The following is a 26,180-nucleotide window of genomic DNA, read 5'->3' on the forward strand; positions in this document are numbered from 1 at the left end:
CGCCTTCCCTTCCTCAGGCCTTCAGCAGGCCCAGCCCGGACAGCTCGGCCTTCAGCTTCGCGGCGTTCGCCTCGCCCATGGGCACGAGCGGCAGGCGGAGCTCCGGGCCGAACATGCCCAGCAGGTGCAGCGCCCACTTCACCGGGATGGGGTTGGACTCCACGAAGAGCAGCCGGTGCAGCGCGTTCATCCGCACCTGGAGGTCGCGCGCCTTCGCGATGTCGTGGCGCCGCGCCGCCGCCACCAGGTCCGCCATCATGCGGGGCGCGACGTTGGAGGACACGGAGATGACGCCCTTGCCGCCGCACGCGATGAAGGGCAGCACCGTGAAGTCGTCGCCGGACAGGAGCGTCAGCCGGTCGCCGCACTTCTCCACCAGGTCCACCGCGCGGACCAGGTTGCCCGTGGCCTCCTTCAGCGCCACGACCTCCGGGACGTCACACAGCTGGAGCACCGTCTCCGGCAGGAGGTCCACGCCCGTGCGCCCCGGCACGTTGTAGGCGATGAGCGGGAAGCCCGGGTGCGCCTTCGCGATGGCGCGGTAGTGCTCCACCAGGCCCGCCTGCGTGGGCTTGTTGTAGTAGGGCGTGACGATGAGCGCGCCGTCGGCGCCCACCTCGCGCGCGCGGCGCACGGACTCCACCGTCTCACGGGTGCTGTTGCTGCCCGCGCCCGCCACCACCGGCACGCGGCCCTTCACCTCGTCCACGACGACGGCGATGGCGCGGGCGCGCTCGTCCGCGTCCATCGTCACGGCTTCGCCGGTGGTGCCCATGGGCAAGAGCACGCTCGTGCCGCCCTCCAGCTGGTAGCGGACCAGGGCGCGGAAGGCCCCCTCGTCCAGCGCACCGTCGAGGAACGGGGTGGCCAGCGCCGTCATGGAGCCTTCGAAGGTCTTCATGTCGGCGCTTATATGTTCAGGCCCGCTCGCCGCGCCAGAGATCCTCGACGCGCTCGCGCTCCCGCACGACACGCCAGGCCGCTCCGTCCACCAGCACCTCCGCCGGCCGGGGCCGCGAGTTGTAGGTGGAAGCCATGCTCATCCCGTAAGCCCCGGCGCTCATGAAGGCATACAGGTCGTCCTGGCGGGGCAGCACCAGGGGGCGCGCCCGCGCGAGCACGTCCGTGGACTCGCACACCGGCCCCACGACATCCACCTCCACGTCCCGGCCGCGGCGCTTCATCACCGGCAGGAGGGCGTGGTGCGCTTCGTAGAGGGCCGGGCGCATCAGGTCGTTCATGCCCGCGTCCACCACCACGAAGGTGCGCGCCTGGGTGGGCTTGCGGTACAGCACGCGCGTGAGCAGCGCGCCCGCGTTGCCCACCAGCGCCCGCCCGGGCTCCAGCAGCAGCGTGGCGCCCGTGCCCTCCGTCGCGGCCAGCACCGTGCGCGCGTACTCCCGGGGGCTGGGCGGCGTCTCGTCCGTATAGGTGATGCCCAGCCCGCCGCCCACGTCCAGGTACTCCAGCGCGTGCCCCCGCGCCTTGAGCGTGGAGTAGAGGTCCGCCACCTTGGTGATGGCGGCCTTCAGGGGGGCCGTGCGGGTGAGCTGCGAGCCGATGTGGCAGTCCAGCCCCAGGGCCTTGAGGCCCTTCAGCTTCTTCGCCTTCGCGTAGAGGGCGACCGCCTCCTCGAAGGGCACGCCGAACTTGGACGTCTTCAGGCCGGTGGAGATGTACCGGTGCGTCCTCGCGTCCACGTCCGGGTTCACGCGCAGGGCGAACGGCGCGCGCCGGCCCAGCCCGCGCCCCACGGCGTCCAGCGCGTCCAGCTCCTCCGCGCTCTCCACGTTGAAGAGCAGGAGGCCCTGGGACAGCGCCTGGGCCATCTCGTCCGGCGTCTTGCCCACGCCCGCGAACACCGTCTTGCCGGGCTCGCCGCCGGCCTGCTTCACGCGCGCCAGCTCGCCGCCGGACACGATGTCGAAGCCGCTGCCCTGCCTCGCGAAGAGGCCCAGGATGGCCAGGTTGGAGTTGGCCTTCACCGAGTAGCAGATGAGGTGCCTCTGCCCCTGGAACGCCTCCGTCACCGCCCGGAAGCGCTCCGTGAGCGCGGCGGTGGAGTAGACGTACGTGGGGGTGCCCACCGCGTCCGCGATGGCGGGCAGGGGCACCTGCTCGGCGTGCAGCACGCCCTTGCGGTGGTGGAAGGCGCTCACTCGGGCAGCCCGGCGTCCGTGGCGGACGGCGGCACCGTGGGGCCGGAGGGCTCCACGGGCTCCCGCCGCGGCTGCTCGGGCGCCGTCTCCGCCGTGGGCGCGGGCGGCGGCGCCGGACGGGGCGCGCGGGGGTTGCCCTTGATGCCGCACGCCGCCAGCGCGAACGCCAGGCTGGCGGCGGCGCACAGCCGCGGGAGGGACGGGCGCATGGGCTAGAACCGGATGGCCAGCGTGCCGCGGATGGCGTGCGCGGTGCTCAGCTCCTGCCCCGGCAGGCCGGCGTCCTTCAGGCCGTCCAGCGGGAAGAGGATGCCGTAGTCGATGCCCGCCACGAACCCGTCCTCGGTGACGTAGCGCGCGCCGAGGTCCGCCTCCAGGCCCAGGCTCTTGCTGGTGTAAGACGGCGTGGACTCCGCGTAGAACGCCTGCGAGTAGACGATGCTGCCGAAGACGTCGAAGCCCTCCGCGATGGAGTACTTGAGGCCCGGCTTCACGTAGAACGCGTCGGTGACGCCGTTGAGGATGGACCGCCAGAGGATGAGGTCCACGCGGTAGTCGCGGTTGAAGCGGAAGTTGCGGATGGCGTTGTCGTTGCAGCCGGTGTTGTCGCAGCTGTACTGGCGGCCCTCCGCGTCGCCCGGCGCGGTGTTGCCGTTCGCGCCCGTGCCCTGGCGGCCCGGGTAGTTGCCGAAGCCCGGCGCCTTGTCACCGGAGGCGAAGCCCATCTCGATGCCCAGGTTCAGCTTGTTCTCGATGACGTGGAACTCCGTCTGGAGCACGCCGCCGAACTGCGCGACGCGCAGCGACTGGGTGGTGGAGTCCGCGGCCGTGAGGGCGCGCCCGTCGATGGTGCCCAGCTGCGCGGCGAACTCCGCCTCGATGCGGAACTTCTTCTCCTCGTACTTGAACCACAGGTCCGGGATGTAGAGCGTGCCGCCGCGCGGGACGAAGGAGGGCGTGGTGACGTTGACGGGGATGGAGGGGTTGGCGTCGTCGAAGGGGACGCCGGTCTCCGTCAGCGTCGCGTAGCGCTGCGTGCGGTAGGTGAAGTACAGGCCGTAGTTGAGGACGCCCTGGTTGTTGTCCAGCTTGGCCTTCTGCTGCTGCGCGGTGTCGCGCCGCGCGATGGCCAGCACCAGGCTGTGCGCGTCGTCGGACTGGGTGAGGTCCACCGGCTCGCCCTGGGCGTTGGCCTTCTCCGTGGACAGCCCCTCGGAGTTGAAGTCCAGCATGGGCGTCACGTACCAGCCGGCGAACGGCTCCGTGACGAACTGGATGCGGTCCACCGTGTCGCCGTAGTCGCAGTCCAGGCAGTTGCCGTCGTTGCGCAGCATGCCCAGGCCCCAGTGGCTGCCCATGCGGCCGAAGCGCAGGATGCCCACCGGCGTCGTCACCTCGCCGTACGCGCGCCGCACGACGACGGAGTCCTTGAACGCGTTGACGGCGGAGGCGGACGGGGACTGGTTCTCCGAGAAGAGCGTGAAGTCGTTGCGCCCGTCACCGCTGTAGGCGCTGTCCGGGTTGGAGCCCAGCAGGATGTTGTCCAGCGCGTCCACCTGCGCCTTGATGCGCACGTCCTCGGAGACGTTGAAGGACGGGTCCAGCCGGAAGCGCATGTTGGCGCCCGCCTGGGTCTTCTCCGCGGCGGTGCGCGGAGAGCGCGTCCACAGCTGGCGGCCCAGGGGCGTGCCGGCGGCCAGCGCGGGCTTGCCCAGGTCGAACTTGTAGAAGAGCGTGGGGCGCACGCGCAGGTAGCCGTCCAGCGTGAACAGCTCCAGCTTGCGCTTCTCCTCCGTCCACTCCTCCTGCCAGTCGTTGTTGGCCACGGCCTGGGTGGCCGTCTGGGCGCGGATGTCCTCGCGCAGCTCCTGGCGCGTGGCCTCCAGGCGCTGCTCCAGCTCCTCGCGGCTGACGCCCTCCGGGGCGGGCGCGGGGGTGGCGGCGGCCGGGGCCGCGGGGGCGGGAGACTCGGCCGGGGCCGACTCCTGGGGTGCTGCCGAGGGCGTGCCACCATCGGGCACCGGCGTCTGCGCGGTGGCCGTGGACGAGGCGACGAGCAGCGCCGCCAGCAGGGCGTGAGACATGGTCAACGGTCTCCGGGGCCGCGACATGACGCGGCCGGGTGTAAAGGGCGGGCGATTCAAGCCATGCCCCCCTGGGGTGTCAACGTCTACGGGATCGGGGTTTCGGGCCGCTGACGGCAGCGGCCTGCTTCCCCTTCCCCTCCGCCGCCCCCTTCCGGGACGCGCGGGAGCCAACCGTGGTGAGCGGCTGACATTTCGGACAGAAATGCGTGGTGCGCCCACCCTGGGTGAAGGACTCCACCGTCGTACCGCACTTCGAGCACGGCCCGTGGGCCCGCCCGTAGACGCGGAAGCGGTTCTCGGCGCCCGCCTCCTCCAGGTAGGTGATGTCCTCGCCCTCCTGTTCCTTGAAGGCGAAGTCGAACGCGGCGTGGATGGCCCTGGCCAGGCGCTTCCAGTCGTCGGGCGTGAGGGTGCCGGGCTTGCGCGCCGGGTGCAGCCCCGCGCGGAAGAGCGCCTCCGCGGCGTGGATGTTGCCCAGGCCCGCGACGCGGCCCTGGTCCATCAGCGCCACCTTCAGGTCCTGCCTGGAGTCCCCCACCGCCTCCTGGAGCTGGGGGCCGGTGAGCCCTTCGGTCAGCGGATCCCGCCCCAGGGCCTTCACCGCGGGCAGCTCCCACAGCCCCTGGGCGGGCACCGGCTCCAGGCGGCCGAAGAGGCGTGGATCACTGAAGTGGACCACGTGGCCGTCGTCCAGGCGGAAGCGGGCGCGGCTGTGGGGGACGGGCTCGCCCTCCCCGCGGCGGACGAACTTGCCCGTCATGCCCAGGTGGGCCATCAGGCCGTGGCCGCCCTCCAGCGTGAGGAGGAGGTACTTCCCCTTGCGCTCCAGGGCCGTCACCCGGCCGGTGAGCCGGGTGAAGTGGGTCCGCTCCGCGCCCCGGAAGACGCGGGTCGCGTCCGCCTCCGCGCGCACGATGCGCCGGCCCTTGAACCAGCGCTCCAGGTTGCGCCGGGCGATCTCCACTTCCGGTAGCTCAGGCATCTCTGGCGCCGGGGCATACCACCGGACTGTTTCCGGCGCATGTCCCCCGGTGGATGGGGGAGCGGGGAAGGCGCTTGCCCGGGACCTGGGGGTGTGGCTACGACGGGCCGCGGAAAGCCTCCAACCCCTACGCGAAGGACGACTCGCCCATGCAACGGATGGTCACCGCACTCCTGACCCTCACCCTGGCCTCGGGCCTCTCCACGGGCTGCACCAAGCAGCGCGTGGGCGCGGAGAAGGCGATTGCCAGCGTCGTCATCTCCGACGAGCAGGAGAACCAGCTCGGCCTCCAGGTGAAGAAGGAGCTCGAGACGAAGGAGAACATCAAGTACGTGGAGGACCCGGAGGTGCTGGCGTACGTCCGGGGCATCTCCTCGCCCATCCTCGCGCAGGCCAACAAGGACCGCTCCGGGGTGAAGTGGAAGGTCAACGTCATCGACGACCCGAAGACGGTCAACGCCTTCGCCACGCCGGGCGGCTTCCTCTACGTGTACACGGGCCTGCTGCTCGCGGCGGACACGGAGGCGGAGCTGGCGGGCGTGATGGCGCACGAGGCGGGCCACGTGGTGGGCCGGCACTCCGCGCGCGCCATGGTGAACGCCTACGGCCTGCAGGCCATCACCCAGGTGGCGCTGGGCCAGAACCCGGGCACCGCCGCGCAGATCGCCGCGCAGCTGGCGGGCGGCGGGCTGCAACTGGCGCACGGCCGCAGCGAGGAGACGGAAGCGGACGAGTACGGCGCGAAGTACGCCGCCGCCGCGGGCTTCGACCCCAACGGCCTCATCAGCTTCTTCCAGAAGCTCCAGAAGGAGCAGGGCTCCACGCCGGGCGTGCTCAAGTGGCTGTCCACGCACCCCACCAACGAGGAGCGCATCGCGCACCTGCGGAAGCTCATCGCGCAGCAGGGCCTCAAGGGCGACCGCAACACCCCGGGCGGGCTGCCGGCCATCCAGGCGAAGCTGCCCAAGCAGTAGCGCGTCGCGGCGCGGGCCCCCAGGCCCTCAGTGCACGGACGGGGGGTCGCTCCCGTCCGGCAGGAGGCCCGGGGGCTCCGGGTCCTTTCCCTCCGCCACGCGGCGCCTGCGCCTGAACAACGCGAGCCGCGTCTTGCGCGCGCTGGCGGCGCTCTTGGCCGCGCCGGGCGTCTTGAGGGGCGGCTCCAGGGGCGCGGGCTGGCCGAAGTCGCGCGCGCCCTTGGCCTTCCCGCGCGCGGAGGCGTGCTCAAGGATGGCGTTGAGCTCCCCTCCGAGGATGAAGATGAGCCCGGAGATGTAGAGCCAGAGCAGCAGCACGACGACGCCGCCGATGGAGCCGTAGGTGACGTCGTACTTGCCGAAGTGCTCCACGTACTGGGTGAAGCCCCAGGTGCTGCCCAGCCACGCCAGCGTGCCGATGACGGAGCCCGGGGTGATGTACTTGAAGCGCTGCTTCACGTCCGGCAGCAGGTAGTAGCAGAGCGACAGCATCAGCATCACCAGCGCCGCGGTGAAGGGCCAGCGCAGCCAGGACCAGACGAGGTGGAACTCGTCGATGAGCGCCAGCTTGTCCGCCACCCACGCCCCCACGCGCCCGCCCAGCAGCAGGATGGTGAAGGAGAGGGGAATCAGCAGCCCGCCCAGCAGCGTCACCAGCAGCGCCAGGCCCTGCGTCTTCCAGTAGGGCCGGGACTCCGACACGTCGTAGGCCAGGTTGAGCGCCTTGCGCAGGGCGTCCACGCCGCGCGAGGCGGTCCACAGCGCGACGACGAGCCCCACGGTGAGCAGCCTGGGGCGCGTCTCCCCGACGAGGGACGTCAGGTGCTGGTTCACCACGCCCAGCGCGTCGCCGGGGACCAGCGGGCGGATGCGGTCCATCATCGCGTCCACCGCGCCGGGCGCGAACGGCAGGTACGCCACCAGCGTGACGAGGAAGAACAGGAACGGGAACAGGGAGAAGATGAAGTAGTAGGACAGCTGCGCCGCCACGTCGGTGACGGTGTCCTCCTCGATCTCCTTCCAGAAGCGCCGCGCGAACTCCCTCCACGTCAGGTCCTTGAGCCGTGGCAGCCCCATGTGGCTCCCCTCCGGGTCTGTGGGGAGCCAATGTGGGGACGCGCCGGCCATTCGGCAGCAGGCGGCCGGGCGGGCGCTCGCGGCGGGACGTGCCGGGTGTTGAACGCTAGACGAGCCCGGAGGGCAGGTAGCGGCCCAGCAGCGGGCGCAGGCGGCTCCGCACCTCGGCGGGGATGCGGGCGCGGTCGGTGAAGATGGCCAGGGCGAGCGCGCTGTCGCAGCGGCAGGTGGCGGGCGCGCTCGCGATGCGGGGCAGCGCGCGGCGCAGGAGCGCGGCGCCGTGGGCGGTGACGGCGTCCAGCCGCTGGGCGAACTGCGGCAGGAGCGCCTCGGGCTCCTGGCCCACGGGCTGCGGGCGCCAGGAGTCGTGGTCGGTGGGCAGCGCGATGAGGGCGTAGTGCAGCTCCGCCTCGCGGGCGAGCCGCGCCTCCGGCATGGCGGTGAGCCCCACCAGGTCCCCGCCCCACGTGCGGTACAGCTGGCTCTCCGCCTGGGTGCTCAGGGAGGGGCCCTCGATGCAGACGTAGGTGGCGGCGGTGTGCACCACGGTGTCGCTCCCGCCGGCGGCGTCGGTGAGCGTCTGGCGCAGGGTGGCGCAGAAGGGCTGGGCCAGCTCCACGTGCACGGCGACGTCGTCGTAGAAGGTGCAGGGGCGGCGGTAGGTCCGGTCGATGACCTGATCCGGCAGGGCCAGGTGGAGCGGCTGGATGGACTCGCTCAGGCTGCCCACGGTGCCGGTGGAGACGACGTGGGTGACGCCGAGCGCCTTCAGGGCGAAGAGGTTGGCGCGGTAGGGGGCGCGGGTGGCGTTGTGGATGTGGCCCTGGCCGTGGCGGAAGACGAAGACGACGGGGACGCCGTCCAGCTCCGTGGAGATGAGCGGGGTGCTGTGGGGCCCGAAGGGCGTCTCCACGGAGACGTGCTCACCGCGCCCCTGGAGTCCCAGGGCCTGGTAGAGGGCGTGGCCCCCGATGATGCCCACCTTGACCGCCGGCATGCGTCTCCTCTCGCCCGGTCGCCGGGCGTGGGCCTGACGATATCGCGGGGGGCTCGCCCAGGAAGCGCGGAAGACTGGTAGCTTTCACATTTGCCATGCGTCTTCTCCCGCGCCTCGTCGCCCTCAGCGTCCTGTTCGCAACCCCTGCCCTGGCCGGCCCCGTCCCGCCCGGCTGCGAGGAGGACGCCACCACGTGCAAGGAGGACTGCACCATCGAGTACGGCGGCAACGGCGCCGCCCTCAAGAAGCTGACGGGCTGTTTCGACAGCTGCCTGCGACAGCGCACGCAGTGTGCCCGGCAGTTCAACGCAGTGAACAACCGGGCCCCGGACGCCCCGGACGCGCCGCCCGAGCGCCGGCTGGGCAAGACGGAGGCGGCCAGGCTGCGCGAAATCAAGGAGAAGGACCGCCGCCGCGAGGAGGACCCCTTCGGCGACGACGAGGACAAGCCGGTGCGCGCGCGGCCGGTGCGCGACTCCTACGACGATCCGCCGGAGCCGCCCCCGGAGCGCACGGGCTACCGCGCCTCGGACGTGGTGGAGACGAAGCCCGCGAGGCCGCGGGCCGCCGTCCCCGTGAAGGCCGCGGAGCCCGCGCGCCCGCCGCCGCCCCCGCCCTCCCCCGCCGTGGCGCCCGAACCGGCGGCCCGCCGCTCCGAGGCCCCGGACATCGAGGCCTTCACCGAGCCGCCGCCGAGCAGGCCCGAGCCGAAGCCGGTGGTGGCCGAGCCCGCGCGGCCGAGCCACCCGAACGACGAGGACGCGCCGCCCCCGCCGCCCGTGGCGAAGAAGGAGCCGCCCCGCCCCGCCTCGCCGCGTCCCGAGATTCCGCCGGAGCCCGCCCGGAAGGACATCTCCGAGTGGGATCCGAACGGGGACTGACGCCGTCTGCCACCCGGCATGCGGCCAGGAGCCCTCCGCGAGGCGACCTGCCCTCGGAGGGGCGCCGCGCCCAGCCCGCGCGCGCCCCCGCTCCACGTCCTGGACGCGCTGCCCGAGCGCGGAGGGTGACACGCTGACGGAGCCGCGCTCCTGGCCGTCGTCGCACTCGCTGACGCTCCACCGGCTGGACACCCGCCCGAGCGGCGGCGTCGCGTTCCCAGGCGTCACGGCTCCAGTTGCAGCAGCGCCCAGCGCGCGGCGCTGCGCACCAGCTCGCTGTCGTCTCCGCTGAGCTTTTCGAGCAGCGGCCGGGCGTGCACCTGCCGAGCGACGCCCAGCGCATAGACCGCGTTGCGCCTCAAGCCGTCGTACCGCGCGCGGGCGAGCGCCGTGCCTGGGATGAGCTCCTGGTATTGCTCGGGCGTCATCGCCGCCAGCTCCAGCGTGCCCAGCGACGCCACCGCGCGGGGCGTGAAGCGCGCGTCGTCCGCGAACACCGGCTTGCGGTTCAGCGGGCACACCTGCTGGCAGATGTCGCAGCCGAAGATGAGGTTGTCGAACTTGAGCCGGAACGCCTCCGGCACCTCGCGCTCGCGGTTCTCGATGGTCTGGTACGACAGGCACGCGCGCGCATCCACCTGCCGGTTCCCCACCAGCGCGCCCGTGGGACACGCCATGAGGCAGCGCCGGCAGGAGCCGCAGCGGTCCGCCACCGGGCCGTCCGCGTACGCGTCCACCTCCGCGTCCAGGATGAGCGTGGCCAGCAGCACCCAGGAGCCATGGGACTCCGTGATGAGGCAGCCGTTCTTGCCCACGTAGCCCAGGCCGCCGCGCGCGGCCCAGACCTTCTCCATCATGGGCCCGCTGTCCACCCCGCCGTAGGTGCCCAGCCCCGGGTACCAGGCGTTGAGCGTCTTGCGGAACGCCTTCATCCGGTCGCGCAGCGTGGAGTGGTAGTCGCGGCCCCGCGCGTACCGCGCGATGGGCGAGCCCTGCGAGGGCGCGTCGTCCCTCCAGTAGTTGTTGGCGAAGGACAGCACCGTGCGCGCGCCCGGCAGCAGCACCGACACGTCGAGCCGCTCCTCGGCGCGAGACCCCATCCAGTCCATGTCCGCGTCGTAGCCGGCCTCCAGCCACGACATCAGCGACGACGGCGGGATGGGCTCCGCGCGAGCGAAGCCGATGAGGTCGAAGCCCACGTCCTGGGCGAGCTGCCTGAGCCTGGCAGTGGGCAGTTGCGTCGCGTACACGGACTACTTCGTCGGCTTCTCGGGGATCCACTTCACGTCCGGCAGGCCGGCGCGGAAGTTCACCAGCCGGGCCACCACGAAGAGCAGGTCCGACAGGCGGTTCAGGTACATGGCCACCGCGGGCGGGGCCTTGTCCTCGCGAAGCAGCGTCACCACGCGGCGCTCGGCGCGGCGGCACACCGTGCGCGACAGGTGCAGCGCCGCGGCCGCGGGCGCGCCGCCAGGGAGGATGAAGTGCGTCATCTTCGGCAGCTCCTCCTCATAGCGGTCGATGTGGCGCTCCATCTCCTCCACCCACTCCGGGCGCAGCTCCGGGATGTGGGCCGCCGCCTTGGTGTGTGGCGGCGTGGCCAGCACCGCGCCCACCGTGAAGAGCTGGTCCTGGATGCGCTGGAGGAAGTGGTCCAGGTCCACGGGCAGCGGGAACGTGCGGGCCAGGCCCAGCGTGGCGTTGAGCTCGTCCACCTCGCCGTAGGCGTCCACCAGCGCGTCGTCCTTCGCCACGCGACCGCCGCCGAAGAGGCCCGTCTCTCCGGCATCGCCGGTCTTTGTATAGATCTTCATGGCAGCCCTTTTTATAGCGACGCAACACATGCAACGCCGTGCGGTGGTGACCCGGGATCATTATTTTGATCAGCCGCACGACCCCGCCTAAGGAAAAAGGCCAATGCGGCCATACCTGAGTCTGATGGAGCACGTCCTGGAGCACGGGACGAAGAAGGGCGACCGGACCGGCACGGGGACGCTGAGCCTCTTCGGACACCAGCTCCGCTTCGACCTCACCCAGGGCTTCCCCCTGGTGACGACGAAGAAGCTCCACCTGAAGTCCATCATCCACGAGCTCCTGTGGATGCTCCGGGGCGACTCGAACGTGCGCTCGCTCCAGGAGGTCGGCGTCACCATCTGGGACGAGTGGGCCGCCGCGGACGGCAGCCTGGGCCCCGTCTACGGCCACCAGTGGCGCTCGTGGAACACGCCGGACGGCGGCCACGTGGATCAGATGCGGCAACTGGTGGACGGGCTGAGGAAGAACCCGGACTCGCGCCGCCACCTGGTGAGCGCGTGGAACGTGGCGGACGTGCCCTCCATGAAGCTGCCGCCCTGCCACGTGATGTTCCAGTTCTACGTGGCGGACGGGAGGCTCTCCTGCCAGCTCTACCAGCGCAGCGCGGACATCTTCCTGGGGCTGCCCTTCAACATCGCGTCGTACTCGCTGCTCACGATGATGGTGGCGCAGGCCACGGGCCTCACCGCGCATGAGTTCATCCACACGCTCGGCGACGCGCACCTGTACCTGAACCACGTGGAGCAGGCGCAGGAGCAGCTGAAGCGCGAGCCGCGCCCCCTGCCGCGCATGCGCCTGGACCCGGACGTGAAGGACCTGTTCGCCTTCCGCTACGAGGACTTCACGCTGGAGGGCTACGACCCGCACCCCGCCATCAAGGCGCCCGTGGCCGTATGAGCCCGCGCGTGTCCGCCATCGTCGCCATGGCGGCGAACCGCGTCATCGGCCTGGGCAACACCCTGCCCTGGCGCCTGCCGCCGGACCTGGCGCGCTTCAAGCGGCTGACCCTGGGCCACACCCTCGTCATGGGCCGCAAGACCTACGACTCCATCGGACGTCCGCTGCCCGGCCGCACCACCGTGGTCCTCACCCGGCAGCGCGACTGGGCCGCCCCCGAAGGCGTCCGCGTGGCCCACTCCGTGGAAGACGCCCTGGCGCAGGCGGGAAGCGACCGCGAGGTCTTCATCGCGGGCGGCGCGGACCTCTACACACAGACGCAAGCGCTGTGGCACCGGCTCTACCTCACCCGCATCGAGCGGGACTTCCCCGGCGACGCCTTCTTCCCGCCCGTGGACCTCACCCGATGGAGGTTGATGGAGGAGGAGCGGCACCCGGACGGCGACCCGCCCTTCGGTTTCTTCACCTACGAGCTTCAGGGCTAGCCCTTATTCCGTGGGTTCTCCGGGCGACTTATCGTGCGGGCCCCTCTCACCGAAGGAGCGTGCATGCGCCGTCATGTGATGCGTGGACTCGGGCTGTTCACGGTGCTGGGCCTCACCGCCTGTGGCGGTCCTGTCGAGGAAGGCCCGGGCGCGCGGCCCGGCACGCAGGAGCAGGAGCTGCGGCAGTGCCCGGAGAGCGGCATCTGCGGCCCCAACGAGGTCTGCTACGACGGCCCGGGCGGCCCCTGCTATCCGTGCAGCATCTACCCGCAGTACTGCGGCATCGACCTGCACTGAGTCATCCCCGGGAGCACCCCGAGTGTTGCCCCCAGACTCCCCTCGATTCCTGAGGGGGGTCTCATCAATTGAAATTGATTCGCAGAATTGAACGCCCCTGGGGTGGTTGGTAGAAGACGGACGTGAAACACGCCGCCTCCCTCGCCCTGTGCCTGCTGCTCGCGCTGTCCTCTTCCGCCCGGGCTGAAGCGCCCGCTTCCGATGAGGGGCGCACCTGGCACCGGCTGGTGGGCATCCTCCAGTACCTCCAGGCGGACTACCCGGCGGCGGTGGCGTCGCAGTCGGAGTTCGAGCTGACGGAGCAGAAGAGCTTCGCGGCGGAGGCGCTGGCGGCGGCGAAGGACCTGGGCCCGGCGGCGGCCACGTTCGTGCCCCGCGTGGAGGCCATCCAGGCGCGCGTCAACGAGGCGAAGGACCCGGAGGGCGTGAGCCGCGACTGCGGCGAGCTGGTGGAGCGCCTGGTGCTGGCGGGGGGCCTCGCGCGCAGTCCTCGCGTGGCGCCGGACCTGGAGCATGGCCAGAAGCTGTTCCAGGCCAACTGCTCGGCGTGCCACGGCGCGGAGGGCAAGGCGGACGTGGCCATCGCGGCGAACATGGAGCCGCAGCCCGCGAACTTCCACGACCCGGAGCTGATGGAGGACGGGCTCACGCCGTACAAGGCGTTCAACACCACCAGCTTCGGCGTGCCCGGCACGGCGATGCCGGCCTTCCCCACGCTCACCGAGGACGACCGCTGGTCGCTGGCCTTCTTCGTCTTCACCCTGCGCCAGCCGCCGTGCCAGGGCGAGCCGCCCAACGCGTCGCTGGAGCGGCTGGCCACGTCCACGGACGCGGAGCTGGCCAAGGCGTACGGCGCGGACAAGGTGGCGTGCCTGCGCCGGAACATGCCGGACGCGGACGAGGAGAAGGTCCTGCTCAACGCGCGCGCGGCGGTGGGCCACGCGCTGAAGCTGGGCGCGGACGGCGACTACGTGGCCGCGAAGAACGCGCTCCTGGACGCGTACCTCAACGGCCTGGAGCCGGTGGAGCCCAAGCTGCGCGGGCGCGACCCGGAGCTCACGCAGAAGCTGGAGGAGGCCTTCATGCAGGCGCGGCTCGCCGCGGAGCGCAAGAGCCCGCACCTCCAGGACGAGGGGCGGGAGCTGCTGTCGCTGCTGGACCAGGCGCGCAAGTCCACGGGCAGCACCACGGACGTGCTGTCGGTGGCGTGGCTCACGCTGCTCATCCTGCTGCGCGAGGGCTTCGAGGCGACCATCATCGTCACCGCGCTGCTGGCGGCGCTGAAGAAGATGAAGGCCATGGACCAGGTGCGCGTGGTGCACGCGGGCGTGGTGTCCGCGCTCATCGCGGGCGCCATCGCGTACCTGGTGGGCCGCAAGCTGCTGGCGGGCGCGCAGCGCGAGTGGATGGAGGGCGTCACCGCGCTCGTCGCCGTGGGCATGCTGCTGTACGCGGCGCTGTGGCTCAACGCGCGCGCCAACGTGAGCCACTTCATGGGTGAGCTGCGCCAGAAGATGCAGGGCGCGCTGGGCCGCGGCAGCACGGTGGGCCTTTTCATCATCGCGTTCACGTCCGTGCTGCGCGAGAGCTTCGAGACGGCCATCTTCCTCCAGGGCCTGGCGGTGGACTCCGCGGCGGGCGTGGCCTGGGGCGTGGTGGGGGGCATCGTGGCGCTGGTGGTGCTGGTGCTCTTCGTCAACCGCATGGGCTACCGGCTGCCCATGAAGACGCTCTTCAACCTCTCCACGGTGGTGATGGTGGTGACGGCGGTGATGCTGCTGGGCAAGGGCATCCACTCGCTGCAGGAGGTGGGCGCGCTGCCCCTGGTGCCGGTGCGCTTCGTCTACGTGGACATGCTGGGCCTGTATCCGGACGCGCTGTCGCTGGTGCCGCAGGCGCTGCTGGCCGTGGCGCCGCTGCTGTACAAGGCCCTGCGCCGCCGGCCCCGCGAGGAGACGCCGGCCTCCGGTGACGGGGCGACGCCGACGCCGCCCTTGCGGTAGCGTGGGCCCTGGTGAAGCGCACGCGCCTGTCCCCACTCCTCGCCCTGCTGCTCGTGTCGGGCCTGGCCTCCGCCCAGGGCGCCCCCGCCGAGCCGGCACAGGCTCCCGCCGGGAGCCTCACGCCGCCACCGCTGGTGGGCGCGCCGGACGAGGACGTGCCTCCGCCGCCGGACGTCGCGTCGGGCGCCGAGGTCCCGGCGCGCGCCGCCGTCCCCGCCGAGGCGCTGCCCTCCGTGAAGGCGACGCCCGCGGCGAAGGATCCGGTGCCGCGCGTGGCGGTGGAGGTGCTGGGCGGCGCGGCGGGCGGCATCGTGGGCGCGACGGTGCTGGGCTCGGTGGGGTACCTGCTGGGTTCGGCCACGGTGGGCTGTGACGAGTGCCTGGTGATGGCCGCCGCGGGCGCCGGGGCGGGCGCCATCATCGGCATCCCGGTGGGCACGTACGCGGGCGGCCACTTCATGGGCGGACGCGGCCGGGTGGGCGCGACGGTGGCCGGCAGCATGGTGGGCTGGGGCGCGACGTTCCTGGCGCTCACGCTGCTGAACAGCGGGGGCGCGGAGGCGCCCGCGGCCGTCAACGCCGCCCTCTTCATCCTGCCGGTGGTGGGCGCGAGCGCGGGCTTCGAGCTGTCCCACGGCAAGGTGCTGCGCCAGGAGGCCGCGATGCAGGCGCCCCCCACCCCGGCCGTGCACCTGATGCCCGTGGCCACCTACAGCAGCAAGGGCCCGCACCTGGGCCTCATGGGCAGCTTCTAGGCGCCCACGCGGAACCAGGTGAAGGAGTCCTCGCGGACGCGGCCCTCCGCCGCCAGCTTCTCCAGGGAGGCCAGGGCGCTGCGCTCCGCCACCGGGTGCAGGAGGGGCGGCGTGTCCGCGTAGGCCGTGGCCACCACCTCCGCCAGCGTCGCGCCCGTCGCGGGCACCGCCTCCAGGATGAGGGCCTCGCGCTGGGCGCGGTGGCGCAGGTACTCGTTCAGCTTGCCCGGCCCGTCCGGCACCGGGGCCCCGTGCGCCGGGTACAGCGTGCCGACGGGCCAGTCGCGCAGCCGCTTCAGCTGCGTGAGGTAGTCCACCATGTTGCCCTCCGGCGGGTCGATGACGATGGTCCCCACGCTCGCCACCATGTCCCCCACGACGGCCGCCTTGCTGCGCGAGTCCACCAGGCACAGGTGCCCCCGCGCGTGCCCCGGCGTGTGCAGCACGTGCCAGCGCTGGACCAGGGGGCCGTCCAGGTTGAGCACCTCGCCGTCCTCCAGGAGCCGCTCCACCGGGAAGTCCAGCCGGTCCGCCGTGCGCGCGTGGCACCAGAGCGGGATGCCCAGCCGCTCCTTCACCGCGAACGCCCCGCCCACGTGGTCGCCGTGGTGATGCGTGAGCACCACCGCCACCGGACGGGCGCCCTCCGCCTTCAGCCCGGCCACCAGCGACAGCAGCTTCGCGTACTGCTTCACGTCCGACGCGCCCGGGTCCACGATGAGCAGGTCGCCCGTGCCCAGCACGTAGGCGTTGGTGTGCGTCGCCGGCGGCAGCGTGGGCGTCTCCAGCGCCACCACCCGCACGCCGCGCTGGAACTCGATGCGCTGGGCCACGTAGCCCGGGCAGTACGGCGGCGTGCACAGCTTCGCGCGCGCGTCCGCCTCGTCCGTGAACGCGGACAGCACCTGCAGCGCGTGCTGCGCGGGCGGATGCAGGAGCGCCGTGCCGTCGCTCCAGCGCGCCAGCGCGTCCTCCGGGCGGATCCACGCCCCTTCCGTCAGCTCGCCCGGGATGATGCTCGCGGAGGCGCCCTCCGGCAGCTCCACCAGGTAGAAGCGCGTGTCGAAGCGCACCGGGATGGACGGCGGCGTCACCCAGCGCCCCGCGGGCTTGAGGTCGTCCGCGCGCAGGGCCAGCGAGTGGCGCGCCAGCCACTCGCTCCACCTCGCCGTTCCCGCGAGCAGCGCCGCCCGCCCCGCCTCCCGCGTCTCCGGAGCCAGCGCCTTCGCGCCCTCCGCCACCAGCACGCCCGCCTCCTCGAACAGCTCGCGCGCCGCCGCGGAGCGCAGCGCGGCCTCCTCGCCCTGGGCGCCCTGCACGGGGACCTCGTGGTCGTCCTGGTCCAGCTTGCCGCCCGGGAAGGCATAGAAGCCGCCCGCGAAGCTGAGCGCGCGCTCGCGCTTCACCCAGAACACCTCCACGCCGGAGTGCACGCGCCGGTAGAGGATGACCACCGAGGAGGGCCGGGGCTCCACGGGGGTGTGGGGCCCGAAGAGGCCCATGCCGGGAAGGGGCTCGCTCATGGTTGCACCGTCGTCCTTCAGGGTTGGGGCGTCTGGCCGAGCAGCCGGCCCATCATCTCGCGCGCCCGCTCCGCCTGGTCCGGCCGGACGTAGAGCCGCGTCAGGCGCACCGCGCCACTGTAGCGCTGGTAGAGCGGCGTGTAGCGCGCCACCTCCGTCAGCCGCCCCGTGGACACGTCCAGGATGAACAGCCCCGGGTTGCCGCCGCCCCCGGAGGAGCCCACGTACTTGCTGAGCGCCCCCTTGGACTCCACCGTGTAGTGCTCGAAGCCGCCGCTGGTGAGCGCGCTGTTGAGCACCTCCAGGTCGTAGCCCGTGTCGCGCTCCGTGAACTGCGCCAGCAGCTTGAAGCCCTGCCGGCGGCTGATGCGCTCCGCCCACCGGTTCTTCGAGCGGCGCAGCGTGTACCAGAGCGCCGCGTCGTCGCAGAGCAGGAAGGACTCCGGGTCGTGGGGAATCTCGAACTCGCCGGGCGTCTCCTCGTAGTACCGCCGCAGCATGTGGTCGAAGTTCACCGACGTGTGGTGCAGGTACACCGACACGAACATGTGGTAGCGGCTGAGCAGGAAGTCCTCGAACGCGAACGCCGCCGCGCGCGACAGGGCCAGCACCGCCCGGCCGTCCTTCACCGCCGGGTTCAGGTTGGAGACGATCCAGTCCATGTCGTACCGGCCGTAGTTCACGCCCGTGTAGAACGAGTCGCGCAGCAGGTAGTCCATCCGGTCCGCGTCCAGCTCCCCGGAGACGATGGCGCGCAGCAGCGGCGTCCAGTCCACGCCCTTGTACGTGAAGCCGGGGTCCTTGGGCGGCTTCGCGCCGGTGATGAGCGCCACCGCCGCCATGGGGGTGATGCCCCGCGCGCCGAACTCGCGCTGGATGATGTCCGTCAGCGAGCTGTCCAGCAGCAGCTTCGCCGTGTAGTCCTCGTGGGTCGCCTGCTCCCCTTCCGCCGCGGCGTCCAGCCAGCCGGGCAGCCGCAGGAGCGAGCGGCGGGGCGCGATGCGCTCGGACGCGTGCGACAGGGGCATGTGCCCCAGGTCATGGCAGAGGACCGCCAGGCGCACGGCGGTGCAGAAATGTTCACGCACGTCGTCCGGCAGGTCCGAGCGGCTGGCCACGGCGCCGAAGACGCGCGAGGCGACGTACATGGCGCCCAGGCTGTGGGCGTGCCGGGTGTGGGTGGCGCCGGGGAAGGCCAGGTCTCCGAAGCCCAGCTGCCGCACATAGCGCAGGCGCTGGTAGAAGCGGCTGTCGATGACGGCCTTCTCCGGGTCGCTCACCGGGATGACGCCGTGGATGGGGTCGCGAATCCGCATGTCGTCCTTGCCGGGACCTGAAGCCGGGGTGGCCGGCTTCCGCTCCGACGGGTCACCCACCGTAGCGCATACCCTGGCAGGTGGTAGCCCTGTGAGGGACCAACCGGCCACCACGCCACAGGCTGGGAAGGTCCCTGGGGACGTGCTAACCCTCGGGCCACTCCGAATGCACATCATCCTGCTGCACAATCGTGACCACGACCTCCTCGAGGACGACCCGGGGCGCGAAGCCCGCGAGGACGTGGTCCGGGTGGCCGAAAGCCTGGCCCAGGCGCTCCACCGGGACGGCGTGGTCGCCGAGCCGCTCGCCGTCGAGGGCGACCGGCTGGACTTCGTGGAGACGCTGCGCTTCCTCCAGCCCGACCTGGTGGTGAACCTCTGCGAGTCGCTGGCCGCCGACAGCCGCGGGGAGATGGCCGTCCCCTGCCTCCTGGACGCGCTGGGCGTGGCGTACACCGGCTCGTCCGCCCTCTCGCTGGGCCTGGCGCTGCACAAGCCCAAGGCCAAGGACGTGCTCCGCGCCCACGGCGTCTCCACCCCCGCCTCCCGCGTCGTGCGCAAGCGCGAGGACGCGCTGGCCGTGGACCTGCCCTGGCCGCTCATCGTGAAGCCCGCGCGCGAGGACGCCAGCGTGGGCATGGACTTCGACTCGGTGGTGACGGAGCGCGCGGCGCTCGTGCGGGCGTGTGAGTCCGTGCTGCGCACCTTCCACCAGCCCGCGCTCGTGGAGCAGTTCATCCCGGGACGCGAGGTCTACGTTCCGCTGCTGGGCAACAGCCCGCGACAGGCGCTGCCGCTCACGGAGATCCACTTCGGCCGCGCCTTCGACGACCGGCCGAACATCGTGTCGTACCGGGCCAAGTGGGAGGTGGGGTCGCCGGAGTACCGGGACTCGCCCACGGGCCCCTGCCGGCTCGACGCAGTGCAGGAAGCGCGTTGCATCCAGACAGCGCTGGAAGCATTTGCAGCGCTGGATTGCCAGGACTATGGACGCGTGGACCTTCGGGTGTCGCCCGAGGGTGTGCCGTACGTCATCGACATCAACCCCAACTGCGACCTGCACCCGGCCGCGGGGTTCGCGAAGGCGGCGCAGGCCGCTGGGATGGACTACGCGACCCTGGCCTCGCGACTCGTGGAGGTCGCTCTCGAAAGAGCCCATGGAAATCCGCACACTCGAAAGAAAGGACCGGGAACCGCTCGCCGCGCTGATCCGGCGAATCGAAACCTTCTCGCAGGAGGAGCAGGACTGCGCCATCGAGCTGGTTGACACCGCGCTCACGGCGGGCAACCGGGACTACTCCATCCTCGTGGCGGACCGCGGGCAGGACGGCGGCGGGCTGGTGGGCTACTGCTGCTACGGCCCCACGCCGATGACGGAGCACACCTTCGACCTGTACTGGATCGCCTCCGCGCAGGAGGTGCGGGGCCAGGGCGTGGGCGCGGCGCTGATCTCCGCCATGGAGGGCGACCTGCGTCGCCGCAAGGCGCGCATCATCCGCGTGGAGACGAGCGCCACGGAGGCCTACGGCCCCACGCGCGGCTTCTACGCGTCCATGAAGTACGGCGAGGAGGCGCGCATCCGCGACTTCTACAAGCAGGGGGATGACCTCATCATCCTGACCAAGCGCCTGTAGTCCTCATCAGGAGGGGGCCCATGCCTTCCAGGAACCGACCGATGCGACGCACCCGTCTGGGATTGTTGAGCCTGCTCGCCCTGCTGACGGGGGCGCCCTCCGCGGCCTGGGCCCAGGCCCCCGCGCTGAAGAACCAGGTGAAGGCCGCGGCGGCCAAGGCCCAGGCGAAGACCGCCCAGGCCCCGCAGGCCCAGGAGCTGTCCGACGCGCTGAAGGCCCCGCGCCCCAAGGGCGGCGAGTACTTCGGCCTGTACCTGATGGACAAGAAGGTGGGCTGGTTCTTCACGGACCTGACGGTGCTGCCGGGCCACAAGGCCCAGAGCATCAACGAGCTCATCTTCAAGGCGCAGGTGGGCACGCGCGTGTCGGAGCGCGTGCACCGCGAGGTGCGCGTCTACGAAGCGAAGCCGGGCGGCAGGCTGCTGTCCTTCACCGTCACGCAGAAGGGCGACGGCGGGGACAACGAGCTGGTGGGCACGGTGACGGGTGACGCCCTGCGCGTGGTGCGCAAGCGCCCGGGCCAGCCGGACGAGCTGCTCAAGCCGCTGCCCCTGCCCAAGGAGACGGTGGAGGACGCGGACCAGGCGCGCGTGGCGCTCCTGCGCGGCCAGAAGGTGGAGGGCGTGGCGCTGGACGGCACCGACCTGGAGGGCTACCGCACCGTCACGACGGTGGAGGCGCCCGAGGAGCAGGTGCTGGGCGGCGTGAAGGCGAAGCTGTCGCGGGTGAGCACGCTGTCGGACAAGGAGAAGGTGCCGGTGCTCTCGCTCCTGACGACGGACGGCAAGATGGTGCGCGTGGACTTCGGCCAGACCATGCAGGCGCGCGCCGAGTCCGAGGCGGTGGCGAAGCGGCTGGACCTGGTGGAGGTGTTCGGCCTCACGCGCGTGGTGCTGCCCAAGCCGCTGCCCGCGAAGGCGCGCGAGGTGCCCGGCCAGGTGAAGCTGGTGATGAAGAACCTGCCGGAGAAGTTCCAGCAGGACACGTACCGGCAGAAGTATCAGCGGCTGCCGGACGGGCGCGTGGAGGTGACGGTGACGGCGGCGCCGCCCGCGCCCAAGGGCCGCCTGCCCCGGCCGGTGGCGGACCCGGACGGGGGTGAGAACCTCAAGTCCACGCTCGCGGTGGAGTCGGAGGCGCCGGCCATCAAGGCGCAGGCGAAGAGCATCATCCGCGAGGAGAAGGACGCGTACACGGCGGCGCGGATGCTGTCCGCGTGGGTCTACAGCAACCTGCAGAAGGACTACGGCGCCAGCGCGGACCGGGCCACGGACGTGCTGCGCCAGAAGAAGGGCGACTGCACGGAGCACTCGCTGCTCACGGTGGCCATGCTGCGCGCGTCCGGCATCCCCGCGCGCCGCGTGGACGGCGTCATCTACATGGTGAACTCGGACGGCGTGCCCGCGCTGTACTGGCACGAGTGGGTGGAGGCCTGGGTCGGGGAGTGGACCCAGCTGGACCCCACGTTCAACCAGCCCGTCGCGGACGCCACGCACTTCTACGTGGGCTACGAGGGGAACGCGGAGATCACGCCCCTCATCGGGTCGCTCCAGGTCACGGACGTGAAGTAGCCCCCGCGCGCCCCCGGGGGCCGCGTCAGCGGCCCGGGGCCGCCACCAGCCGCCCGGCGAGCAGGCCCGCTTCGGTGATGGGCCGCTCGCAGACGAAGCCGCGGCAGAGGTACGCGGCGCCCTTCCCTTCCACCGGGTCGCGGCCCGCGAACAGCTCCTGGAGGCGCGCGGGCGGAGCGGAGCCCGGGTCGTTCCAGCCGAAGGAGAACACCGGCGCGTAGGTGCGGTTGGCGGCGGCCAGCAGCGGGGCCACGGCCTCGCGGGTCCCCGCGAAGGTGACGCCGGACGCGCCGTCCACCAGCGCGTCCGCCGCCAGCCCCAGGTGGCCGTAGCCCATGGGGTTGCGCACCAGCTGGTCATGCAGCCTGGCGACGTAGTGCTCCGGGTACTCCAGGTGGCACACGTCGCCGGTGAGCGCGGAGAGCGTCACCTGCGCCTCCGTCAGCGTGGACGCGCCGGAGGGGAACGCGTTGTCGAAGAGGGAGAAGGCCGCCACCACCAGGTCCTTCTGTCCCCGGGGCGCGGAGAGGTACGCCTGCTTCTCCTCGTCCCAGAACAGCTCCACCGCGCGGTGCGCGAGCGCGTCCGCCGCGTCCAGGTACCTCGCGTCGAAGGTGGCCTGGTAGAGCGCGGTGAGCCCGGCGGCGAAGTCTCCGTAGTCCTCCAGGAAGCCGTCGATGCGGGCCTGGCCGTCCTGGTACGAGCGCAAGAGCCGCTTGCCGTCCCACATCCTCGCGAGCACGAAGTCCGCCGCGCCCGCCGCCAGCTTCGCCCAGTCCGGGCGGTTGAACACGCGCGAGGCCAGCGCGAGCCCGCGGATCATCAAGCCGTTCCAGCCCGCCAATATCTTGTCGTCGCGGCCGGGCTTCACGCGCTGCTCGCGCAGGAGGAAGAGGACGCGGCGCGCCTCGGCCAGCTCCTGCTCCACCGCCTCCACCGGGCGGCCCTGCTCCTTCGCGAGCTGCTCCGCGGGGACGACGACCTCGAGCACCGTGGCGCCGTGCTCGAAGTTGCCCCCCGGCTGGATGCCGAAGTGGCGCAGCACGGTGTCCGCCTGCTGGCCCACGGCCAGGGCCGCGCGGACCTCCTCGGGGCGCCAGACGAAGAACTTCCCCTCCTCGCCTTCGCTGTCCGCGTCCTGCGTGGCGTAGAAGCCGCCGGCCGGGTCGGTCATCTCGCGGCGGACGTACTCGACGGTCTCCTCCACGACCTTGCGCCAGAGGGGCCGGGACTCCACCTGCTCCGCCTCCGAGTACAGGTGCAGGAGCTGGGCGTTGTCGTAGAGCATCTTCTCGAAGTGGGGCACCCGCCAGCGCTCGTCCACGGAGTAGCGGTGGAAGCCGCCGCCCAGCTGGTCGTAGATGCCGCCCAGGGCCATGCGCTCCAGGGTGCGGAACACCGCGGCCTTCAGGGGCTCCCCGCCGCCGCGCCGCCACGCGCGCAGCAGGAGCGCGATGTTCATGGGGTTGGGGAACTTGGGGGCGCCGCCGAAGCCGCCGTTCACCGGGTCCATGCGCTTCAGCATGGCGTGGCCCATGGCGACGATGTCCTCCGCGGACAGGTGCGCGGGGGCGGCGTCCAGGCCGTGGGTGGACAGCTCGCCCAGGCCCTCCTGGAAGCGCCGGGCCTGCTCCTCGATGTCCTCCGCCTTGTGCTCCCAGGCGTCGCGCAGCGCGGAGAGCAGGCGCGGGAAGCCCGGCCGGCCGTAGCGGTCCGAGGGCGGGAAGTAGGTGCCGCCGTAGAACGGGCGCAGGTCCGGGGTGAGGAACACGGTGAGGGGCCAGCCCCCGCCCTGTCCCATCAGCTGCACGACGCCCTGGTAGATTTGATCCAGGTCGGGGCGCTCCTCGCGGTCGACCTTGATGTTGACGAAGCCGTCGTTCATCAGGCGCGCGATGTCGGGGTCCTCGAAGGACTCGTGGGCCATGACGTGGCACCAGTGGCACGCGGAGTAGCCGACGGAGAGCAGGATGGGCTTGTGCTCGGCGCGGGCGCGGGCCAGGGCTTCCTCCCCCCAGGGGAACCAGTCCACGGGATTCGTGGCGTGCTGGCGCAGGTACGGCGACGGCTCCCGGGCCAGACGGTTGGTGTGTCCAGAGGGGGGATGGTCGTCCATGGGGTACTCCCGGTTCGCCGCGGCTTCGCGGCCCTTCACATTGTGAGCCTGGGTTCGCGGGGGCAAGCTGAAATGGCCTCACTCCTCGCTGGCCAACGGCCCTCCGGTGCGCTTTGTCCGGGGGCGTGCGTGCGTCCGCCCACTCCGCCAGCCCCGGCCCGGGAATGAAGGCGTGTCTCGTCCTGGTGGCGCTGGGCGTGGCGGTCCGGCTCGCGCTGGCGCTGGGGACGGACGTCTACTTCGACGAGGCCTACTACTGGCAATGGGCCCGGCATCTGGCCTGGGGCTACTTCGACCATCCGCCGATGGTGGCGTGGCTCATCGCGGCGCTGGGCATCCGGGGGACGGCGCTCCTGTGCGGGCTGGGGACGGGCGTGGCGGTGTGGGGGCTCGCGCTGGACGTGTATCGCTCGCGCGACGCGGCGTGGCGGGCCGTGGCGCTGTGGAGCGCGGTGCCGGTGGGCATCCTCTCCGGCGTCTGGGCCACGCCGGACTCGCCGATGCTGCTGTTCTGGGCGCTGGGGTTGTGGGCGCTGTATCGCGAGAAGTGGGTGCTGGCGGGGCTGACGTGTGGCCTGGCGCTCTTGTCGAAGTATCCGTCCGTGCTGCTGGGGCTGGCGTTCATGGTGGCGGCGCTGCGGGCGCGGCGGCTGCCCAGGGGCGCGTGGCTCACGGCGGGGCTCGGGTTGCTGTGCTTCCTGCCGGTGGTGTTGTGGAACGCGAGCCATGACCAGGTGGGGTTCAAGTTCCAGCTGAACCACGGCCTGGGCGGAAGCGGCGGCTGGGCCACGTTCGGCGAGTACCTGGCGGGGCAGCTCGCCATGGGCGGGCCGGTGCTGTTCCCGCTGGCGCTGGTGTACGCGGTGCGTGGCCCGAGGGAGCAGTTCCTGCTGCGCATGGCGGCGGTGATTCCGCTGCTGTTCTTCGGCTACGCGGCGGCGAAGACGCGGGGCGAGGCCAACTGGCCGGCGGCGGCGTATGTGGCGGCGTGCATTGGCGTTGCGGGGATGCGGCCGGCGTGGCAGCGGGCGGCGGCGTGGAGCGGGATGGCGGTGGTGCTGGCGGTGACGTCGCACCTGCTGTTCCCGGTGCTGACGTTCGAGCGCGACGTGGTGCTGGCGAGGACGCACGGCTGGGGCGTGCTGGAGCGGCTGCGCAGGCCCGAGCAGTTGTTCCCGGGCATGGCGCCGGGGCCCACTGCGGTCTACGCGCCCACGTACCAGCTGGCGTCGCAGGTGGCGTACACGGCGGGCGTGGAGACGGACACGGTGGGCCCGTCACGGCGCAAGAGCCAGTACGACCTGTGGCCTGAGCTGGAGTTGAAGCCCGGGCAGGATGTGCTGTGGTGTTCGGAGAACGGCGCGGCGCCGCCGGAGGAGCTGGTGCAACGCTTTGGCTCCGTGGAAGGGCCCGTGAAGCTCACGGGGGTGTTCCGGGGACGCAGGCTGCACACGTTCACGGTGTGGCGGATGCAAAGCCTGAAGCCAGACTGAAGTCTTCCACCCACGCCGCCCAACACATTCCAAACCCAGTGTGGAGGCCTCGGGCGCAAAGGATGCGGTGCGGACGACGTGTCCCTCCGGAGCGTCCCAGGAGCTCCGGGGGGAAGACAAGCTGGACGCAGCCGTGACATGTCGGCTGCGCTCAAGGGTTCGTCACGTGAGGCGTGGGACCTGCTCGCGGCCATCCATGACGCGTATCGTGGATACACCTCAGCTCGCAGCCCGCAACAACATGACGAAGAGGAACGCGAAGTAGCTCCGGGCCGCCAGCCGCCCTGAAAGTGTGCGGGGTCTGCGCTGCTTGAAGAACAGCGTCAGGTTGATGACCGCCATTCCCAGGGGCAGCAGGAAGAGCCAGCCCATGGGGCGTGCTTGCCAGGGTTTCGTGAGGCCCACGAAGAGCCCCGATGCTCCTGCCATCACCGTGAAGGCAATCACCGCGCTCGCCGCGGCCCCCGCTTCGTCGGAGTACAGCTTCTCCCCTGGCTTCGTGGTCCCGGGCCACGCGGTCTTCCGCATCACCTCCCAATGCAGGTACAGGAAGACCATCCCCAGGATGGCCAGCAGCCCCAGCGGATTCAGCGGCCTTCCGGTGCGCTCCGCGTGCGCCACCCAGACGTAGAGGCCGTGGCCCACGTGGAGCTGGATGGCGATTCCAATCATCAGGAACATGCTGCGCTGGTACGCGACGCTGTGCTTCTCCAGCCACCAGAGCACCAGCGCGTGCACCATGATGCCCAACAGGATGGCGGCCCGCACCCAGGACACCGCCAGGTTCGTCCCGAGCAATACGGCCGCGTCGAGCCCCAGCGCCACGTACAGGTCCCCGAAGCTGACGTCCCCCTTCGCCAGCCCCCGGTCCGGGTTGTGGACCCGGTCGTATTCGTAGTCCCGCAGCTCATCCACGATGCGCATGAAGTAGCCCACGCCGAAGATGCTCAGCGCGACGTGCAGCAGGTCCGGGGAGAACGCCAATCCCCCTGCCCCGTCGAGCACCCCGAACATCCCGTCCAGGCACACGCACCAGAGCGAAATCACCAGCAGGTAGAACAGCGGCGGGTAACGCTGCACCGAGAAGCGCACCGTCGCACGTGCCCGCTCCATGACGG

Annotated in this window: 24 protein-coding genes; 11 read left to right on the forward strand and 13 right to left on the reverse strand. The window is 71.6% G+C overall.

Annotation, left to right across the window (positions count from 1 at the left end; genetic code table 11):
- Positions 1-13 precede the first annotated feature (13 nt).
- From dapA to mutM, 5 genes are all read right to left on the reverse strand, one after another.
- Positions 14-901, reverse strand: a complete 888-nt coding sequence (dapA, locus tag U8525_RS06810; RefSeq protein ID WP_374262689.1) for a 4-hydroxy-tetrahydrodipicolinate synthase — start codon at positions 899-901, stop codon at positions 14-16.
- A 16-nt stretch (positions 902-917) separates the two neighbouring features.
- On the reverse strand, positions 918-2,159 hold the full coding sequence (gene lysA / locus U8525_RS06815; protein WP_374262692.1) for a diaminopimelate decarboxylase: 1,242 nt from the start codon (positions 2,157-2,159) through the stop codon (positions 918-920).
- On the reverse strand, positions 2,156-2,368 hold the full coding sequence (locus U8525_RS06820; protein WP_374262695.1) for a hypothetical protein: 213 nt from the start codon (positions 2,366-2,368) through the stop codon (positions 2,156-2,158). The genes lysA and U8525_RS06820 overlap by 4 nt, the downstream gene beginning before the upstream one ends.
- A 3-nt stretch (positions 2,369-2,371) precedes the next feature.
- Complete coding sequence (locus tag U8525_RS06825) at positions 2,372-4,243, reverse strand: TIGR04551 family protein (RefSeq protein ID WP_374262698.1); 1,872 nt, start codon at positions 4,241-4,243, stop codon at positions 2,372-2,374.
- A 79-nt stretch (positions 4,244-4,322) separates the two neighbouring features.
- Positions 4,323-5,228, reverse strand: a complete 906-nt coding sequence (gene mutM, locus U8525_RS06830; RefSeq protein ID WP_374262700.1) for a bifunctional DNA-formamidopyrimidine glycosylase/DNA-(apurinic or apyrimidinic site) lyase — start codon at positions 5,226-5,228, stop codon at positions 4,323-4,325.
- A 149-nt stretch (positions 5,229-5,377) separates the two neighbouring features.
- Here mutM and U8525_RS06835 point away from each other — a divergent pair, with 149 nt between their 5' ends.
- Positions 5,378-6,202, forward strand: a complete 825-nt coding sequence (locus U8525_RS06835) for a M48 family metallopeptidase (protein ID WP_374262703.1) — start codon at positions 5,378-5,380, stop codon at positions 6,200-6,202.
- 27 nt (positions 6,203-6,229) lie between these two features.
- On the opposite strand, the gene U8525_RS06840 is transcribed toward U8525_RS06835, so the two are convergent.
- Both U8525_RS06840 and U8525_RS06845 read right to left on the reverse strand, forming a co-directional pair.
- A complete protein-coding gene (locus U8525_RS06840; RefSeq protein WP_374262705.1) occupies positions 6,230-7,279 on the reverse strand; it encodes a YihY/virulence factor BrkB family protein in 1,050 nt (349 codons plus the stop codon).
- Positions 7,280-7,385: 106 nt separating this feature from the next.
- The gene (locus U8525_RS06845; protein WP_374262707.1) at positions 7,386-8,276 is read right to left on the reverse strand and encodes an MTAP family purine nucleoside phosphorylase; all 891 of its coding nucleotides are present in this window, start codon (positions 8,274-8,276) and stop codon (positions 7,386-7,388) included.
- A gap of 95 nt (positions 8,277-8,371) precedes the next feature.
- Here U8525_RS06845 and U8525_RS06850 point away from each other — a divergent pair, with 95 nt between their 5' ends.
- Entirely contained in the window at positions 8,372-9,157 is a 786-nt protein-coding gene (locus U8525_RS06850; RefSeq protein WP_374262709.1) for a hypothetical protein, read from the forward strand.
- A gap of 224 nt (positions 9,158-9,381) precedes the next feature.
- Here U8525_RS06850 and queG read toward each other — a convergent pair whose 3' ends face one another.
- A complete protein-coding gene (queG, locus tag U8525_RS06855) occupies positions 9,382-10,407 on the reverse strand; it encodes a tRNA epoxyqueuosine(34) reductase QueG (protein WP_374262711.1) in 1,026 nt (341 codons plus the stop codon).
- Between the two features lie 3 nt (positions 10,408-10,410).
- A complete protein-coding gene (locus U8525_RS06860; RefSeq protein WP_374262713.1) occupies positions 10,411-10,971 on the reverse strand; it encodes a cob(I)yrinic acid a,c-diamide adenosyltransferase in 561 nt (186 codons plus the stop codon).
- Between the two features lie 103 nt (positions 10,972-11,074).
- Between U8525_RS06860 and U8525_RS06865 the strand changes: the two genes are divergently transcribed.
- The 5 genes from U8525_RS06865 (at position 11,075) to U8525_RS06885 (ending at position 15,409) form a co-directional block, all read left to right on the forward strand.
- Positions 11,075-11,869, forward strand: coding sequence for a thymidylate synthase (locus U8525_RS06865; protein WP_374262716.1), 795 nt, complete (start codon positions 11,075-11,077; stop codon positions 11,867-11,869).
- A complete protein-coding gene (locus U8525_RS06870) occupies positions 11,866-12,354 on the forward strand; it encodes a dihydrofolate reductase (protein ID WP_374262718.1) in 489 nt (162 codons plus the stop codon). The genes U8525_RS06865 and U8525_RS06870 overlap by 4 nt, the downstream gene beginning before the upstream one ends.
- Before the next feature lie 63 nt (positions 12,355-12,417).
- Positions 12,418-12,651 (forward strand): hypothetical protein, encoded by a 234-nt coding sequence (locus tag U8525_RS06875; RefSeq protein WP_374262721.1) that lies wholly within the window; start codon positions 12,418-12,420, stop codon positions 12,649-12,651.
- Between the two features lie 122 nt (positions 12,652-12,773).
- A complete protein-coding gene (locus U8525_RS06880; RefSeq protein ID WP_374262723.1) occupies positions 12,774-14,654 on the forward strand; it encodes an FTR1 family protein in 1,881 nt (626 codons plus the stop codon).
- An 11-nt stretch (positions 14,655-14,665) separates the two neighbouring features.
- On the forward strand, positions 14,666-15,409 hold the full coding sequence (locus U8525_RS06885) for a GlsB/YeaQ/YmgE family stress response membrane protein (protein WP_374262726.1): 744 nt from the start codon (positions 14,666-14,668) through the stop codon (positions 15,407-15,409).
- On the opposite strand, the gene U8525_RS06890 is transcribed toward U8525_RS06885, so the two are convergent.
- Both U8525_RS06890 and U8525_RS06895 read right to left on the reverse strand, forming a co-directional pair.
- Positions 15,406-16,932 carry an MBL fold metallo-hydrolase gene (locus U8525_RS06890; RefSeq protein WP_374262729.1) on the reverse strand — a complete coding sequence of 509 codons (1,527 nt, stop codon included), beginning with the start codon at positions 16,930-16,932 and terminating at the stop codon, positions 15,406-15,408. The two genes, U8525_RS06885 and U8525_RS06890, sit on opposite strands and share 4 nt — an antisense overlap.
- A 17-nt stretch (positions 16,933-16,949) precedes the next feature.
- Positions 16,950-18,248: an HD domain-containing protein gene (locus U8525_RS06895; RefSeq protein ID WP_374262732.1), complete on the reverse strand. Its 1,299-nt coding sequence runs from the start codon at positions 18,246-18,248 to the stop codon at positions 16,950-16,952.
- A gap of 166 nt (positions 18,249-18,414) precedes the next feature.
- On the opposite strand from U8525_RS06895, the gene U8525_RS06900 reads away from it, so the two are divergent.
- The 3 genes from U8525_RS06900 to U8525_RS06910 are packed head-to-tail and all read left to right on the forward strand — an operon-like array spanning position 18,415 to position 21,453.
- Positions 18,415-19,515 (forward strand): D-alanine--D-alanine ligase, encoded by a 1,101-nt coding sequence (locus U8525_RS06900; RefSeq protein WP_374262734.1) that lies wholly within the window; start codon positions 18,415-18,417, stop codon positions 19,513-19,515.
- On the forward strand, positions 19,406-19,882 hold the full coding sequence (locus U8525_RS06905; protein ID WP_374262737.1) for a GNAT family N-acetyltransferase: 477 nt from the start codon (positions 19,406-19,408) through the stop codon (positions 19,880-19,882). Before U8525_RS06900 ends, U8525_RS06905 begins: the two co-directional genes overlap by 110 nt.
- A 41-nt stretch (positions 19,883-19,923) precedes the next feature.
- Positions 19,924-21,453, forward strand: coding sequence for a transglutaminase family protein (locus U8525_RS06910; protein ID WP_374262739.1), 1,530 nt, complete (start codon positions 19,924-19,926; stop codon positions 21,451-21,453).
- Between the two features lie 25 nt (positions 21,454-21,478).
- Here U8525_RS06910 and U8525_RS06915 read toward each other — a convergent pair whose 3' ends face one another.
- Positions 21,479-23,569 (reverse strand): thioredoxin domain-containing protein, encoded by a 2,091-nt coding sequence (locus tag U8525_RS06915; protein WP_374262742.1) that lies wholly within the window; start codon positions 23,567-23,569, stop codon positions 21,479-21,481.
- Positions 23,570-23,733: 164 nt separating this feature from the next.
- Here U8525_RS06915 and U8525_RS06920 point away from each other — a divergent pair, with 164 nt between their 5' ends.
- Positions 23,734-25,062, forward strand: coding sequence for an ArnT family glycosyltransferase (locus U8525_RS06920; RefSeq protein WP_374262744.1), 1,329 nt, complete (start codon positions 23,734-23,736; stop codon positions 25,060-25,062).
- Positions 25,063-25,281: 219 nt separating this feature from the next.
- On the opposite strand, the gene U8525_RS06925 is transcribed toward U8525_RS06920, so the two are convergent.
- Positions 25,282-26,175, reverse strand: coding sequence for a hypothetical protein (locus tag U8525_RS06925; RefSeq protein ID WP_374262746.1), 894 nt, complete (start codon positions 26,173-26,175; stop codon positions 25,282-25,284).
- Between the last annotated feature and the right edge of the window lie 5 nt (positions 26,176-26,180).

This window comes from Corallococcus sp. RDP092CA (genome assembly GCF_041903675.1).
Lineage (GTDB): Bacteria > Myxococcota > Myxococcia > Myxococcales > Myxococcaceae > Corallococcus.

Excerpts from the sequence above, each read along its gene's own strand:
- dapA (WP_374262689.1), bottom strand. The coding sequence starts at position 901 with ATGAAGACCTTCGAAGGCTCCATGACGGCGCTGGCCACCCCGTTCCTC.
- U8525_RS06820 (WP_374262695.1), bottom strand. The coding sequence starts at position 2,368 with ATGCGCCCGTCCCTCCCGCGGCTGTGCGCCGCCGCCAGCCTGGCGTTC.
- U8525_RS06825 (WP_374262698.1), bottom strand. The coding sequence starts at position 4,243 with ATGTCTCACGCCCTGCTGGCGGCGCTGCTCGTCGCCTCGTCCACGGCC.
- mutM (WP_374262700.1), bottom strand. The coding sequence starts at position 5,228 with ATGCCTGAGCTACCGGAAGTGGAGATCGCCCGGCGCAACCTGGAGCGC.
- U8525_RS06835 (WP_374262703.1), top strand. The coding sequence starts at position 5,378 with ATGCAACGGATGGTCACCGCACTCCTGACCCTCACCCTGGCCTCGGGC.
- U8525_RS06840 (WP_374262705.1), bottom strand. The coding sequence starts at position 7,279 with ATGGGGCTGCCACGGCTCAAGGACCTGACGTGGAGGGAGTTCGCGCGG.
- U8525_RS06845 (WP_374262707.1), bottom strand. The coding sequence starts at position 8,276 with ATGCCGGCGGTCAAGGTGGGCATCATCGGGGGCCACGCCCTCTACCAG.
- U8525_RS06850 (WP_374262709.1), top strand. The coding sequence starts at position 8,372 with ATGCGTCTTCTCCCGCGCCTCGTCGCCCTCAGCGTCCTGTTCGCAACC.
- U8525_RS06860 (WP_374262713.1), bottom strand. The coding sequence starts at position 10,971 with ATGAAGATCTATACAAAGACCGGCGATGCCGGAGAGACGGGCCTCTTC.
- U8525_RS06865 (WP_374262716.1), top strand. The coding sequence starts at position 11,075 with ATGCGGCCATACCTGAGTCTGATGGAGCACGTCCTGGAGCACGGGACG.
- U8525_RS06870 (WP_374262718.1), top strand. The coding sequence starts at position 11,866 with ATGAGCCCGCGCGTGTCCGCCATCGTCGCCATGGCGGCGAACCGCGTC.
- U8525_RS06875 (WP_374262721.1), top strand. The coding sequence starts at position 12,418 with ATGCGCCGTCATGTGATGCGTGGACTCGGGCTGTTCACGGTGCTGGGC.
- U8525_RS06890 (WP_374262729.1), bottom strand. The coding sequence starts at position 16,932 with ATGAGCGAGCCCCTTCCCGGCATGGGCCTCTTCGGGCCCCACACCCCC.
- U8525_RS06895 (WP_374262732.1), bottom strand. The coding sequence starts at position 18,248 with ATGCGGATTCGCGACCCCATCCACGGCGTCATCCCGGTGAGCGACCCG.
- U8525_RS06900 (WP_374262734.1), top strand. The coding sequence starts at position 18,415 with ATGCACATCATCCTGCTGCACAATCGTGACCACGACCTCCTCGAGGAC.
- U8525_RS06905 (WP_374262737.1), top strand. The coding sequence starts at position 19,406 with ATGGAAATCCGCACACTCGAAAGAAAGGACCGGGAACCGCTCGCCGCG.
- U8525_RS06910 (WP_374262739.1), top strand. The coding sequence starts at position 19,924 with ATGCGACGCACCCGTCTGGGATTGTTGAGCCTGCTCGCCCTGCTGACG.
- U8525_RS06915 (WP_374262742.1), bottom strand. The coding sequence starts at position 23,569 with ATGGACGACCATCCCCCCTCTGGACACACCAACCGTCTGGCCCGGGAG.
- U8525_RS06920 (WP_374262744.1), top strand. The coding sequence starts at position 23,734 with ATGAAGGCGTGTCTCGTCCTGGTGGCGCTGGGCGTGGCGGTCCGGCTC.
- U8525_RS06925 (WP_374262746.1), bottom strand. The coding sequence starts at position 26,175 with ATGGAGCGGGCACGTGCGACGGTGCGCTTCTCGGTGCAGCGTTACCCG.